The organism is Cupriavidus basilensis, assembly GCF_008801925.2.
Taxonomy (GTDB): Bacteria; Pseudomonadota; Gammaproteobacteria; order Burkholderiales; family Burkholderiaceae; genus Cupriavidus; species Cupriavidus basilensis.
Genome location: NZ_CP062803.1, coordinates 2526725 through 2540124, shown reverse-complemented (window position 1 = coordinate 2540124; position 13400 = coordinate 2526725). Strand labels below are relative to the sequence as shown.

At 65.0% G+C, this 13400-nt stretch carries 10 protein-coding genes; 8 read left to right on the top strand and 2 right to left on the bottom strand.

The annotated features are described in order from the left end of the window. Nucleotides 1-52: 52 nt before the first annotated feature. The 6 genes from F7R26_RS11495 to F7R26_RS11470 all read left to right on the top strand — a co-directional run bounded on the left by F7R26_RS11495 (nt 53) and on the right by F7R26_RS11470 (nt 10983). On the top strand, nt 53-1492 hold the full coding sequence (locus F7R26_RS11495; RefSeq protein ID WP_241754528.1) for an efflux transporter outer membrane subunit: 1440 nt from the start codon (nt 53-55) through the stop codon (nt 1490-1492). A 216-nt stretch (nt 1493-1708) separates the two neighbouring features. Then, nucleotides 1709-4297, top strand: a complete 2589-nt coding sequence (locus tag F7R26_RS11490; RefSeq protein ID WP_150992905.1) for an FHA domain-containing protein — start codon at nt 1709-1711, stop codon at nt 4295-4297. Further along, nucleotides 4266-5648 carry an HlyD family efflux transporter periplasmic adaptor subunit gene (locus F7R26_RS11485; RefSeq protein ID WP_150992903.1) on the top strand — a complete coding sequence of 461 codons (1383 nt, stop codon included), beginning with the start codon at nt 4266-4268 and terminating at the stop codon, nt 5646-5648. Before F7R26_RS11490 ends, F7R26_RS11485 begins: the two co-directional genes overlap by 32 nt. Before the next feature lie 109 nt (nt 5649-5757). Then, entirely contained in the window at nt 5758-6510 is a 753-nt protein-coding gene (locus F7R26_RS11480) for a peptidylprolyl isomerase (protein WP_150992901.1), read from the top strand. Between the two features lie 20 nt (nt 6511-6530). Continuing rightward, complete coding sequence (locus F7R26_RS11475; protein ID WP_150992899.1) at nt 6531-9590, top strand: ABC transporter transmembrane domain-containing protein; 3060 nt, start codon at nt 6531-6533, stop codon at nt 9588-9590. An 85-nt stretch (nt 9591-9675) separates the two neighbouring features. Then, nucleotides 9676-10983, top strand: coding sequence for a sigma-54 interaction domain-containing protein (locus F7R26_RS11470; RefSeq protein ID WP_150992897.1), 1308 nt, complete (start codon nt 9676-9678; stop codon nt 10981-10983). 29 nt (nt 10984-11012) lie between these two features. Here F7R26_RS11470 and F7R26_RS11465 read toward each other — a convergent pair whose 3' ends face one another. Then, entirely contained in the window at nt 11013-11783 is a 771-nt protein-coding gene (locus tag F7R26_RS11465; RefSeq protein ID WP_150992895.1) for a PP2C family protein-serine/threonine phosphatase, read from the bottom strand. A gap of 115 nt (nt 11784-11898) precedes the next feature. Continuing rightward, nucleotides 11899-12186 carry a hypothetical protein gene (locus tag F7R26_RS11460; protein WP_043347272.1) on the bottom strand — a complete coding sequence of 96 codons (288 nt, stop codon included), beginning with the start codon at nt 12184-12186 and terminating at the stop codon, nt 11899-11901. Nucleotides 12187-12810: 624 nt separating this feature from the next. Between F7R26_RS11460 and F7R26_RS11455 the strand changes: the two genes are divergently transcribed. Together F7R26_RS11455 and F7R26_RS11450 are read left to right on the top strand one after the other, a co-directional pair. After that, nucleotides 12811-13032 (top strand): hypothetical protein, encoded by a 222-nt coding sequence (locus F7R26_RS11455; protein ID WP_150992893.1) that lies wholly within the window; start codon nt 12811-12813, stop codon nt 13030-13032. A 107-nt stretch (nt 13033-13139) separates the two neighbouring features. After that, nucleotides 13140-13361, top strand: a complete 222-nt coding sequence (locus F7R26_RS11450; protein ID WP_150992891.1) for a hypothetical protein — start codon at nt 13140-13142, stop codon at nt 13359-13361. Nucleotides 13362-13400: the final 39 nt, after the last annotated feature.

Genomic DNA, 13400 nt, shown 5'->3' with positions numbered 1-13400 from the left:
CCGCCGACGCTCGCAGGAGGCGATCGTGCCAGACCATTCCACCCCGTTCATCATGCATGGTGCGCGCGCCGCGTTGCGGCGATGCCTGATGGCAGGCACCTGCCTGCTAGTGCTGGCCGCTTGCGCCGACTTTCGTCCGCCGGTGTACCAGCGGCCCGAAACGCCGGCCAAGCCGGACTGGGCACGCCAAGGATCGATCACGGTTTCGCCGGCGGAGACGATCGTGCCGAACTGGTGGCAGGCGTTCCGGGATCCATACCTCGACGGATTGGTCGACAAGGCGATTGCGGGGAACTACGACATCAAGGTGCTGGCCGCACGCATCAAGGTGGCGGGCGCGCAGATTGCCGAGGTCAAGGCTGGCGCGCTGCCGGTCTTTGACGTGGGGGCAGGGGCAAGCTTCGAGAAGAGCACAGGCACGTCGCTCGTCAAGACCTATAACCTCGGCACCCAGGTCAACTGGGACATCGATATCTGGGGCAAGGTGGAGAAGGGTGTGCAGGCCCAGACCGCCGAATTCAACGCAACCGAAGCGGATTGGCGTGCCGGCTACCTCACCCTGGTCTCGGATGTGTCCACCACCTACTTCCAGATACTGCAGTTCGACGAACAGATTGATCAGCAGAGCAAGACGCTAGCGAGGAACAAGCAGATCCTCTCCACCTACCAGGCCATGTTCCAGAACGGCCTGATCCCGAAGATCCGCGTGATGCAGCAGCAGGCCGAGATCAACCGGCTCACCAAGAACCTGCTGGAATTGCGCCGCTCGCGCGACATCTCCGAGAACGCGCTGGCCACGCTGGTGGGCGTGCCGGCCGGTGTGTTCAAAGTGCCGGCCGGGCGACTGCAGGAGCGCGTGCAGCTGCCGGCGGTGCCGGCCGGGCTGCCATCGCAATTGCTCTCGCGGCGCCCTGACATCGTGGCGGCGGAGTATCGCGTGCTCGAGTCCGTCAACCTGGTCGGCCAGGCGCGCCTGGCGCAGCTGCCCAGCGTCAGCCTGACGGGCCGCGGCGGCACGGCGAGCTTTGCGCTGAGCGACCTGCTGAAGTCCTTCACCTTCGGCTTCATGCCGAGCATCAATCTGCCCATGCTGGACCCGGGCGTGCGTGCCCGGGTGAAGACCAGCGAGGCGCAGACCAAGGTCGCCGAGAGCGAATACAGCCGCACCGTGATTACGGCATTCGAGGAAGTGGAGAATGCGCTGGTCAATGTCGACGCGCACAAGAAGCAGCGCGTGGAACTGCAGCAGGAGGTTGCGCAATTGCGCGTGGTGTCGGCGCAGATCGAGGCCCAGCTCAAGGAAGGCGTGGTGTCCCAGCTCGATGTATTCGAGACCGAGCGATCGCTACTGAGCGCGCAACAGGAATTGTTGGCCAACCACCAACAGATCCTGGCCGACACTGTCACCCTCTACAAGGCACTTGGGGGCGGGTGGCCAAGCACCGAGGTGAGCAACGCGCCGCAAGAGACGTCGCAGCAGGTCTCGAAGTAGGGGGCTGCAACCCGTTGCGCGCGAGAAGCCGGGCACGCCCGGCAAGGCGCGAAGTACGCCCCCGGCGGACGTTTGACTACGGGCAAGCGTGGCCTACTATGTCCTTAGTCAACACGTTCACGACGCAGCGGGCCGCACCGGCTCGCGCCGTCGCCATGAAACATGGCTTGCCGCCGGCGCACGCGTGGTGGCACGCGCTGTTGGTGGTATCGAAACATGGCTCCAGACGAAGCTCTGATTGTCGAGATGCGGGCGAAGGTGGGGCAGGCGTTCGATATCGTGCTCGAGCCTATCTCCAACCCTGAGCTCGGCGAAATCCGCATCGACGAGAGCCTGTTCGCCGTGGGTCGCGCGGAAGCGCCTTTCGCGGCATACCCGCCCGATGTGGCCGCGGTGCTCTCGCGCCGTCATGCGCGCATCTTCTCCGAGCATGGCGCGGCGTATATCGCTGACCTGGGCAGCAAGAACGGCACCACCGTCAACGGCGCGGCCGTGGCACAGCAGCCGGCCAGGCTGCGCGATGGCGACGAACTGCGCTTCGGTGCTGCGCTGTCCTACCTGGTGCGGCTACGCGCGCGCGCGCCGGTCCAGGCGGCAAGCCCGGCGCCGATGGTGCTGGCGCTCGTGCCCGAGCGCGACGATCTTGGGCTGCAGCCGATCGAGGTGGCTGGCTTTCCCTTCCTGATCAGCAAGGCGGATGAGGCTTTCTCCCGTTACAAGGAGAGTTATCCGCACCAGGTCAACTATGTCTCGCGCCGCCATGCGCACATCTTCCTGAAAGGGAACGATCCATTTGTCGAAGACCTCGGTAGTACCAACGGGACCTTCGTCAACGGCAAGCGGGTCGATGAGCACGCGGTCGCACTGGGCGAGGGAGACCTTCTTGCGTTCGGTGGCAATCATTTTGTCTATCGGGTTGGCATATGCAACGGGGCCGCCGCCGACGCCACCCTCACGCGTGCGATCCTGCCGCCGCCCGCTGTCGCCGAAGCGCCTGCCCAGGACAAGGCGGCTCCTGTCTTGGCCCCGGTGGCACCGGCACCCGCCGCGGCGCCAGCACCCGCCACGCCGGCGCATGATCCCGACAAGACCACGTTTGTCGCCGCGGCGGGTTCCTTCCTGGATATTTTCTGCGTCGACTATGCCGCCCAGCAGGAGGATGAGGTCAACCAGGAGGCATTGCCCCAGCCGGAAGGCGATGGGGGGGCGACGGATACGCCGCGCGCGCAGGGCAAGTTCGCGCTTGTCATGGGCAGGCTAGGCAGCAGCTTTGGCGCTTCGGAGCGCGCTGGCCTGAAGCGCGCGGCGCGCTGGGGCGGTGCCGTCGCCATAGCGGTAGTGGCGTTGCTGCTCTTCCTGTACTTGCGCGGCGCGCCCGAGCGCGAGATGAGGTCCTTGATGGCCGGCGGCGACTATGCCCGCGCCGCTGCCGTGGCCGACGCGTACCTGGAGCGCCACCCGGATAATGCACAGTTCCGCGCGATGGGTACCGAGGCGCTGCTGCGCGACCAGGTGCCGGGATGGATCGGCAAGCTGCAGGCGCGCGACTTCCATGGCGCCGAAACGGCGCTGGCGCGTATGAAGACGCTCGGCGCGCACAATGCCGACGCGCGCGGCGTGCTCGATGAACTCGACTGGATCGGGCGGCTGAACCGCTTCGTGGCCGGCCGGGGCGGCGTGGATGCGCCGATCCGCATCTTCACCGATGAGGCCAGCATGCGTGCGCTGCTCAAGCACTGGAATGACGACACGCCCGCGCACCAGCGCACGCTGGACCGCATTGCCGCCTATGTGCCGCAATTCAGGGAGCCCTATGCCGATGCACTCAGCTATGTGCGCAAGCTGCAGAGCGACGACTCGGTCTATCTGGCCGCCATCGACCGCTTGAATGCTTCGCTTGCCACCGGGTTGGCGAGCGACCACCCTGAGGCGCTGCAGGCCATGCTGGCGGACTACGCGGAGAAGTATCCAAGACTCGCCGGCATGGATCGCATCAAGGAGGACCTGCGGCAGTACATTGCGCTGGACGGCGCGGCGCGCGCCGCCACGCTTGGCCCGCTGATGGCCCAGATGGCCAAGGCCAGCTTTTCCACGCCGCCCTTCCAGGCGCGCTTTCGCGAACTGGCAGCCAGCCGCCTGCCGCCGCCGGATCTGGTGCGGCAGTACGCCGAGGTGGACAAGGCCTGGCGCGCGGGAGACAGCGCCAAGGCGTTCGCCGGGCTGCAAGCGATAAAGACGGGGCCGTGGGCCGAGGCCGCGGCCAGGGACCTCGCGCGCAAGCAGGCCGTCGCCGCGCAGTTTGTCGATCTGCAGAAGGCGCGCGGCAGCAAGGGCTATGAGGACGCCTTGCTGTCGTTCTACGCCATGCTCGATCCCGCCGAGGATGCCTACTTCCTGAAAGCGGTCGAGCCCGATGTGGCGGCGATACACGATGCCGCGATCCGGCGTGCGCAGGAACTGATGAACGCCGCGCTCGCGTCGTGGCGCCAGTATCGCCGCGATGGCGCCATCGGCGGCGAACAGCGGCTGGAGCCGGACATTTCCGCCAAGTTCCGCGCGCAGGCACGCCTGCTGTCCAATGCCAGCGCGCAAGCGCGCCAGGGCATGCGCATCTACGCGCAGTTGAAGGTTGGCGATACGGCGCAATGGAGCCAGGTCCGGGAGGATATCGATTCGGAGACGGAGATGCAGCGGCGTTCCCTGCAGGAACTGCGCATGGTGCTGAGCCCGGCGCTGCTCAAATCCAAGCTGGCATTGATCGGAGGGGAGGGTGATGAAGGACGACAGCCGAGACAATCGCCTTAAGCCGCTGTCCGAGGCGCTTGAGGACCACAGCGCTGAGGGCATTGCCATTCTCAGCGCGGAGCCGTGGAAGCTGATGCAGATCTCCGTGCTGGTCATGGTGTCGCTGGTCGTCTGTGCGCTGGCCTGGTCGTTTGTGGGCCACGCGGATGTGATCGTGTCCGCGGACGGCACTCTCGCCCCGGAGTCCGAAGTGCGGCGATTCTATGCGCCCGTGGACGGGGAACTGGCGGATCTCTATGTGGCCGAGGGCCAGCCGGTGAACAAGGACGACGTGCTGGCGCGGCTCAATGCGCGTGGCGCGATCGAGGCTGCCACCAATGCGCTGGAGGCGCAGCTCAAGCTGCAGGATTCCGAGCGAGAGTGGAAGCAGTTTCCCGACAAGAAGCTGTTGATGGAGCGCAAGGCGGCAGCGTTGAAGCAGCAGATCGATGTGGCGGAGCGCCTGCACGAGAATCGCACGGCAGAGGGCACGACCCGGCTCGCGGAACAACAGCGAGCACAGTTGCAGCAGGCGCGCAGCAACCTGGACAGCGCGCGTCGGACGCGTGAATTCGCGCGCCTGGAGCAGGACCGCTATGCCCGCCTGTTTGCGCTGCCGGGCGGCGGCGGGGTCTCGCAGTCACAGGTGGAGAGTAAGCGGATTGCGGCTGTCGAGGCGGAGAACGCGTTGCAGATTGCCCAGTCGCGCCTGGCCGAGCTGGATTCCAAGCTGAGCCAGGAATTCAACCAGGCCACCGTGCAGCTCGAAGGCAGCAGCCAGGAGCTGACCAACCTGCGCATCCAGTACGACGCCGCGCTGCGCGAGATAGCCAATACGGAAGACAAGCTGCGCCTGCAGGTGCAGACCGCGCGGCTGGTGGCCGAGGCCGCGGCGCGCATCCGTTTCGAGAATATCGACAAGGACAACTTCCTGCTGATCCTGGCGCCCGTGGCGGGCGTGATCACCGATGTCAGCTCCACGCAGCGCGGTGACAAGGTCCTGGCCAATACGCCATTGGGCGGCATCGCGCCCAAGAACGCACGCCCCGTGCTCAAGATCGAGATTGCCGAGCGCGATCGCGCCTTCCTGCGCGAGGGCTTGCCCGTCAAGCTGAAATTCAACGCCTTTCCTTACCAGCGCTATGGCTTGATTGCCGGCACGCTCGAGTACATCTCGCCAGCGACCAAGCTGGCGGGGCCGAACAAGCAGCCGGTGTACGAGGGGCGCGTCCGCCTGGCGCAAGACTACTACACGGTGGCGGACAACAAGTACCCGCTGCGCTACGGCATGACCGCCACGGCGGAAATCGTGGTGCGCGAGCGGCGCCTGATCGACCTGGGGCTGGATCCGTTCCGGCAGGTGGCGGGATGAAGCCAGCGGGTGGCGGCAACGCCCGGAAGGTGGTTGGAGACGCATCGGCGGCCCGCACTCGCGTGCGGGCGGATTCTGGCGAATGGGAAACCATCAAGGAGCTGACGAGATGACAGCGATTGTGCGGGTCGACGATGAAGTCATCGGGGTCGAGGAATTCATCCGGGTCCTGAAGCTCACGGGCCAATTCGAAGGGCTGATCGAGCAGATCGTCAGGGACAAGCTCACGGTGCACGCGGCGAAGAAGCAGGGCATCACCGTGTCTCCGCAGGAGATCCAGGAACGCGCCGATCAGTTCCGGCGCGTGCAGGGCTTGCACCGCGCGACGGAGATGAACCATTACCTCGATGTGCTCGGTGTGAGCCTGGACGAGTTCGAGGCGTTCGTGACCGATAGCCTCTACCAGGAAAAGATGCTTGCCGAGGTGGCCAGCGACAAGGCGGTCGAGGCCTACTTCAAGCTGCACTCGCCGAAGTTCGACAGCATCGAGGTGAGCCATATCGTGGTGGACGCCGAGGGCAAGGCAAAAGAGCTGATCTCCTATCTGCGCGACGATCCCGACAGCTTTGCCGAGATGGCGCGCGAGCACTCCATCGCGGACACGAAGGAGCAGGGCGGCGCGATCGGCAAGGTTCTGCGCGGCTCGCTGAAGACGGATATCGAAGCCAAGGTGTTCAACGCCGCCCCTGGCGACCTGCTCGGTCCGTTTCCGTCACAAGACCGCTCCTTCTTCGAGATCTTCATGGTGAGCGCCAAGCATCCTGCCATGCTCGATGCCGAGGTGGCGGCGGAGGTGCGCCGGCTCCTGCGTGAAGACTGGCTGATGGCCAGGGCGCAGGAACACGTCATCGAAGCGCGTTAGCCGCGAGGGCCCAGACGCATATGGAAGCCAGCCCCGAACTGCATCCGCTCGCCGATTTCCTGGCTGGCGTGGAAATACTCTCGCCGTTCTCGCGCGAGGAAATGGAGCGGCTGGCGGAGCATGCGCAGGTGCTTTCGTACGGCTTTGGCGAGACCATCTGCAATGCGGGCGAGGCGGCAGACGGGCTCTTCATCATCAAGTCGGGGTCCGTGCGCATCTTCAACGAAGACAATGGCAAGGAAGTCAGCCTTGGCGTGCGCAAGGCGCGCGAGGTGTTTGCCGACATTGCCATGCTGCGCGAGTACCGGCATGAATCCTCGGTGCGCTCGTCCGCCAAGACCGAGCTGCTCTTTATTCCGCGCAGCGTGACCGAGCCCATGATTGCGCAAAATCCGGCGGCGATGGCTTTTGTCGCCAGCTATGTGGCGATCAGTTCGGCCGGCGGCTTTGTCGCCCGCTTGTTCGACCTGCGCGGCAAGCTCGACAAGAGTGAGCTGGAGGAGGCCGTGCGCAGCGTGGGGGTGAAGCGCGTGTCCGCCGGCAAGGAAATCCTGAAGCAGGATGCGCGGGAGGATCGCCGCCTGTACGTGGTGCGCCAGGGCGAAGTGCGCATCGTGCGGACCGAGGAGGGTGTCGAGTATCCATTGGCGACCTTGCGCCAGGGCGACATCTTTGGCGAGCGCGCGTGCGTGATGCGCCAGGAGCAGATTGCGTCGGCCATCGCCGGCACGGATGCGCGGCTGCTGGTGATTCCGGAAAAGACCGTGCAGCTGATCCTGGAGCGCAATCCAAAGCTGCGCGAGGTGCTGGAAGAACGCATCCGCTTTATCGACCGGGAGCTGCACCGGCAGAAGAAGATGGCTGAGCGGCGCAAGCATCCGGTGATGCTCGACCTGCGCTCGAAGCCGGAGTTCGGCGAACGCGTTATCCGCCGCTTCGCCCTGGTCGAGCAAGCCGAGGAGATGGATTGCGGCGCTGCCTGCCTGGCGATGATCTGCCGCCATCACGGCATCCCCATGACGCTCGGCAAGCTGCGCGAGCTGGCCAACGTGACCACGCAGGGCGCCACGCTGGACAGCCTGGCCCGCGCAGGCGAGTCGCTCGGCTTTACCACGCGCGGCGTGCAGTGCACACATGATTCCTTGCTGGGTTTCGAGCTGCCGTTCATCGTGCACTGGGAGGGCTACCACTACGTGGTGGTCTACGGCGTATCGAAGCGCTGGGTGTGGGTGGCCGACCCGGCCCTCGGCTTTCGCAAGATGGGCGTGGAGGAATTCGAGCGCGGGTGGAGCGGCACCTGCCTGCTTTTCACCTCCGGCGAAAGCATGGCGCAACTGGCGGTGGCGCGCTCGCCCTGGCTGCGCTTCATCGGCTACCTGGCGCCGTACAAACGGATCCTTGCGCACTTGTTCATGGCGACCTTCGTGATCCAGGTGCTGGGCGTGGTGCCGCCCCTGATCATCCAGAACATCCTTGACGGGGTGGTTGTGCACCAGAACATGGGCCTGCTGAACCTGCTGATACTTGGGTTGATCGTTTCCAGCGTGTTTTCGCAACTGATGAGTTCGGTGCGGGCGTATCTCGCCAATTTCATGGTGCGCAATATGGACTTCGCCATGATGTCGCACTTCTTCAAGCACACCTTGTCGTTGCCATTTTCCTTCTTTGCCAAGCGCAAGACGGGCGACATCTTCGCCCGCTTCCAGGAGAACCAGACCATCCGCGCTTTCCTGACCGAGTCCACGGTCACGACGGCGCTGAACCTGCTGATGGTGTTTATCTACTTCACCATCATGTTTCTCTACAACGTCAAGATGACGCTGGTGCTGATCGCCTTCGTGATCCCGATCGCGATCCTGACGATCGTGGCAACGCCAAAGGTCAAGGCTTTCGCACGCGAGGTGTTCACCACCACGACCGATGCGCGCTCCTACCTGATGGAGGCGCTGGGCGGGGTGGAGACGGTCAAGGGCATGGGAATCGAGCGACCGGTGCGCCTGAAGTGGGAGAAGAAGTACGCCAAGGCGCTGGAGGTCCAGTACAGGGCGCAGGCGTTCCATATCCTCGTTGGGCTGGCCAGCCAGTTGCTCAATGCCGCGACCACCATCGCGGTGCTATGGGTGGGTGCCAACCTGGTGCTGCAGCGCGAGCTGACCGTTGGCCAGCTCATTGCGTTCAACGCCTTCATGGGCAGCGTGCTGGCGCCGTTGATGGGGCTGGTGGCATTGTGGGGCCAGCTCAACGATGCCGGCGTGGCGATGGAGCGCCTGGGCGACGTGCTGGACCTCGATCCGGAGCAAAAGCCGCAGGATCTGGCATCGCGCGTGATGCTGCCGGACCTGCAAGGCGAGATCAACCTGGAAGGCGTCTATTTCCGCTACGGCGGCGCCGAGACGCCCTACGTGCTGGAGAACATCAGCTTCAGCATCAAGCCCGGCGAGTTGCTGGCCATCGTGGGGCGCAGCGGATCGGGCAAGACCACGCTGGCCAAGATGCTGGTGGGGTTCTACGTGCCCACGGAAGGCAAGATCACCGTGGACGGCTACGATCTCGGCGTGATCGACAAAGAGTATTACCGCGCGCAGATCGGCTACGTGATGCAGAGCAACCTGCTGTTCTCGGGCACCATCGCCGAGAACATCGCCTGCGGCGACGACAGCCCTGATCGCCGCCATATCGAGGAAGTCGCCAAGATGGCCGATGCCCACGCGTTCATCAGCAAGCTGCCGCTGGGTTACGAGCAGGTGGTGGGCGAGCGCGGCGTGGGTTTGTCCGGCGGCCAGATCCAGCGCCTGTGCATTGCCCGCGCGCTTTATCACGATCCGCGCTTGCTGGTCTTCGACGAGGCAACCTCTGCGCTGGACACGCAATCGGAGAGCAATATCCTTGGCAACATGCAGGAGATCCTGCAGGGCCGCACGGCCGTGATCATCGCGCACCGCCTGAGCACCATCATGCGCGCGGACAAGATCCTGGTGCTGTACGAAGGGGCCATCGTCGAGCAAGGGCGGCATGAGGAACTGCTGGAGCGCAAGGGCATGTACTACCAGCTGGTGCAGAAGCAACTGAGCTCGGAGTGAGCGCTTTCGCACGGCCCCGGCGCCGCCGGGCAGCAATGGCGCTTCTGGCATCTCTGCCGTATCGCGACGCATGGGGGAGCGCGACATGAAGCTGTTCAACCAGGGTGGCTCCGTCGGGTCGGCCATCTCCTACGCCGGGCTGATCGAGAAGATCGAGATCCTGCGCTCCACGTTGCGCTGGGCCTCCAAGCTGGAGCGCACGGAGATCGAGAAGCTGCTCAAGCAGGCCACCACGCTGCGCGACGAGGTGATGCAGCTATCGCACAAGGAGCGCTTTGTGCAGGCGGCCGTGGCGGAACCTGTGCCGGCCGACCTGGCGCCGCGCGAGCGCCGCCAGGCGTTGCTCGAACGCAGCTTTATCTTTGAGGGCACCTTCGGCGACAACCCCAAGCTGCTGGAGGCGCTGGAGATCGCCGAGAAGGCCGCGCCCACCGATCTGCCGGTGCTGATCGATGGCGAGAGCGGCACGGGCAAGGAGCTGATGGCCAAGGTGATCCATGCCAATGGCTCCAGGACGGACAAGCCCTATATCTCGGTGAACTGCGGGGCCATCCCTGAGAACCTGCTGGAGTCGGAGTTGTTCGGCCACAAGAAGGGCGCCTTCACGGGCGCCGCCAACGATCGCCGCGGCAAGTTCGAGAGCGCGCACACCGGCACCATCTTCCTCGATGAGATTGGCGAATTGCCTCTCACCGGGCAGGTCAAGCTGCTGCGCGTGCTGGAGTCGCACGAGATCCAGCGGGTCGGCTCCGACGAGACGATTTCAGTCGACACGCGCATCGTCGCAGCCACCAACCGGGACTTGCGGCGCCTGAGCGAGGAAGGCAAGTTTCGCGAAGACCTGTTCTACCGCCTCAGTGTGATCCACGTCACCCTGCCGCCGCTGCGCGAGCGGCGCGACGAAATCGCCTTGCTGGTGGCTTATTTCGGCGACGAGGCTGCCGGCGCGCTAAAGCGCCGGCCCATCAAGCTGACCCCGCGCCTGCGCGACTTCCTGATGAATTACGCCTATCCGGGCAACATCCGCGAGTTGCGCAACCTGATGTACCGGACCTCCTGCCTCGCCGGCGACACGGCTGATCTCGAGCATCTTCCGCAGGACCTGCGGCCTAAGTCATCGGCTGCGGCGCCAGTAGCCGGCGGCGCCGTGGCACCGCTGGTGGTGGATGCGTCCACGGCCACTTCGCTCAGCGAAGCCAAGCGCGCCGCCAGCGATGAAGCTGAACGCGCTTTTCTCGAGCGGGGATTGCAGGAGGTCGGCGGCACGGTGGCGGAGCTGGCCAGGCGCTTCGACATGAATCGCTCGCACCTGCAGATGCTGCTGAAGAAACACGGCATCCATTCCAAGGATTTTCGCAACCCGGGCGCGGCGCAGGGCGGCAAGGCGCGGTAGGAGGGGGGCGGTGAGCCGCGCTGCCAGCGCTACAGCGCTGGATTCACCATGGTCTTGTCCGAGGCGTAGAGATCCTCCGCGCGCGCCACCACCGCCGAAATGTTGTCGTGGCCGCCGCGGCCCAGCGCCGCGGTCACCAGCGCCTGCGCCGCCAGTTCGCAATCGCCGCAGGCCAGCACGCTGGCGATCTCCGGGTCCCGCAGTTCATTGCTCAGGCCGTCGCTGCAGAGCAGGAACATATCGGCGTCCGCGACTTCCACCCAGGTCTGGTCCAGTTCCAGTGCCGTATTCGCGCCGACCGCGCGGGTGATGGTGTTGTGCGCAGGGTGATGCACGGCTTCTTCCGCGGTGATCAGGCCGCGCGCCTTGAGTTCTTCCACGCGGCTGTGGTCCCGGGTCAACTGGGTCAGGTGCGCGTCCCGGTACAGGTAGATGCGGCTGTCGCCTGCCCACAGGCAGCCACAGAAGCGTTCGCACGCCATCAGCACCACCACCGTGCTGCCAATGCGCCGGACCTGCCGGCGCGCGGCTTCCTCCAGCAGTTCGCGATTGACTTCCTGCAAGGCGATACGGGCCCCGTCGAGCAAGCTTTCGAGGCTGTGCGGCAGGGCTAGCCGGGACAGCGTCTCCACGACCAGATTGCTGGCATAGTCGCCGACCGCGTGGCCGCCCATGCCATCCGCCACCACCCAGAGCCCTCGCTCCGGCTGGGCGAGGCAGGCATCCTCATTGCGCTCCCGTACCAGGCCGACATCGGTGCGAGCGGCTGAAGTCCAGCGGAATTGCGATGCACAGGTCACGATCATCTCCGGTGTTCGGGCGAGCTAGGACGCCACAATGCCACGCCAGTGCCTGGGTGGCATTGGCGTGGCGGGCGGCGCATGGCCGGACCGTGCGGGCTGTGCGCGAACCGGGCTACATCCGGCCGTCGTTCCTTGCCCCTTGTCCCGCTTGCACATTGATGTTCGCGCCGGGCGCCGTATTGCGAACGTCGATGTTCTGGAACTGGTTAACCATCTGATCAGCATAGAAGCTGTTGTTGATCTCGTAAAAGTTGACGACGGGCCCAACACTTTGCCGGGGCGGGGAATAGGGCTGGATCCAGCCGAATACCCAGGGCGCGCCGCCGCCCCGGATGGCCGCCATGGCCTGGCCGTCCAGCGTGCGGTTGGTGTAGAGGTCTTTGATGGTGAGCGCCGCCATGATGGTCTCCGGTGCGTGGGATGGGTAGGGGCTGTGTTGCGGTCCGTGGCTACTTGCCATGCTTCTATAGAGCAAAGCGCATGCCAGTGATGTGGCTGGCCCGATGCTGCACCATAAGTGCTTGAATTTTCTGTGTTTCCCCTCCTCCTTGGCGACGCCGGGCCAATCTCGGACTTCACGGCGGGGCCGTAAGCGTTGGCGCAACGCCAACATCCTCCACCGGTATGGTGGGGGAAGCCCACCGATTTGACTCGGGCTCGCCGCCCGGCAGCCGTCTTGCGCGAAGTCGCGCGGTTGCTCATTGCGACGGCCGTCGCTTCCGCACCGGCATGGCTTCCACGGTCTCGAGGACCGCTTTGATGGCAGGCCGCCAACACTATTGGCATCAGGCTGTTGGCTGGCCGCAGACGCTTATCTCCTGCCCGGCCGGTTGCAAGCTCCGCAATCCCTTGAACTACTTGGGACTGCGGCGGGTGGCACGGTTGATGCGGATGGTGTGGCAACCATCAGGCAATGCCTGCAGCCAGCAAACAGATCAGAGGCAGCCATGTCCGGTGCCCGTGTCGTCTAGCGCCTGGCGCGTGACGTGGGTCGCTTCAACGAGGCCAGTCAAGGAGACTGATAATGCAAACCGCCAAGATATCCCTGCGTGGGCTGATCGACAAATGGCTTGGCTCCAACTTGGCGGCGCCCGCGCGGATCACTCGCGTGCGCAGTTCGCGGGCTTGCCGTAGCGGCTGTATCCGAGTGGATGTGGCCCGCCCGTCGGGGCAGTTGTCGATGTTCTTCTTCCGCCATGCCGATGGGTGCTGGTGCGTATTCCCGCCAGCGCTCAAGGTGGGCTGAGGTGCTTGACCCGCGCCAAGCCGGATGCGGGCGCAATGCCTTCTCCTGGCCACTCGGCGACGTGTCCATCTATCATGGCTTCATCCCCAGCGACGAGGAGCCGCGCGATGGAACGACGATTCGAGTACGGCGGCTATGCCGTGGTGGTACGCGCGGCAGCGCTGGCTGGTGGCGGCTATACGGCGACGGTTATCATTTCCGACGCCTTTGGCGACGCGCCGCAGCCTTCATTCGAGGAAGAGGCTGGCGTGGCCGGCACGGCGGAAGCCGCGATCGCCCTGGCGGAAGCCTCGGCCATGCGGACCATCGACGCCGGGCAGGTGAACTAGCCAGGCAGGCCCCGGCACTTCAATATCGTGCAGGGCTGT

Coding starts and splice junctions, on each gene's coding strand:
- F7R26_RS11495 (WP_241754528.1), top strand. CDS start 53: ATGCATGGTGCGCGCGCCGCGTTGCGGCGATGCCTGATGGCAGGCACC.
- F7R26_RS11490 (WP_150992905.1), top strand. CDS start 1,709: ATGGCTCCAGACGAAGCTCTGATTGTCGAGATGCGGGCGAAGGTGGGG.
- F7R26_RS11485 (WP_150992903.1), top strand. CDS start 4,266: ATGAAGGACGACAGCCGAGACAATCGCCTTAAGCCGCTGTCCGAGGCG.
- F7R26_RS11480 (WP_150992901.1), top strand. CDS start 5,758: ATGACAGCGATTGTGCGGGTCGACGATGAAGTCATCGGGGTCGAGGAA.
- F7R26_RS11475 (WP_150992899.1), top strand. CDS start 6,531: ATGGAAGCCAGCCCCGAACTGCATCCGCTCGCCGATTTCCTGGCTGGC.
- F7R26_RS11470 (WP_150992897.1), top strand. CDS start 9,676: ATGAAGCTGTTCAACCAGGGTGGCTCCGTCGGGTCGGCCATCTCCTAC.
- F7R26_RS11460 (WP_043347272.1), bottom strand. CDS start 12,186: ATGGCGGCGCTCACCATCAAAGACCTCTACACCAACCGCACGCTGGAC.
- F7R26_RS11455 (WP_150992893.1), top strand. CDS start 12,811: ATGCAAACCGCCAAGATATCCCTGCGTGGGCTGATCGACAAATGGCTT.
- F7R26_RS11450 (WP_150992891.1), top strand. CDS start 13,140: ATGGAACGACGATTCGAGTACGGCGGCTATGCCGTGGTGGTACGCGCG.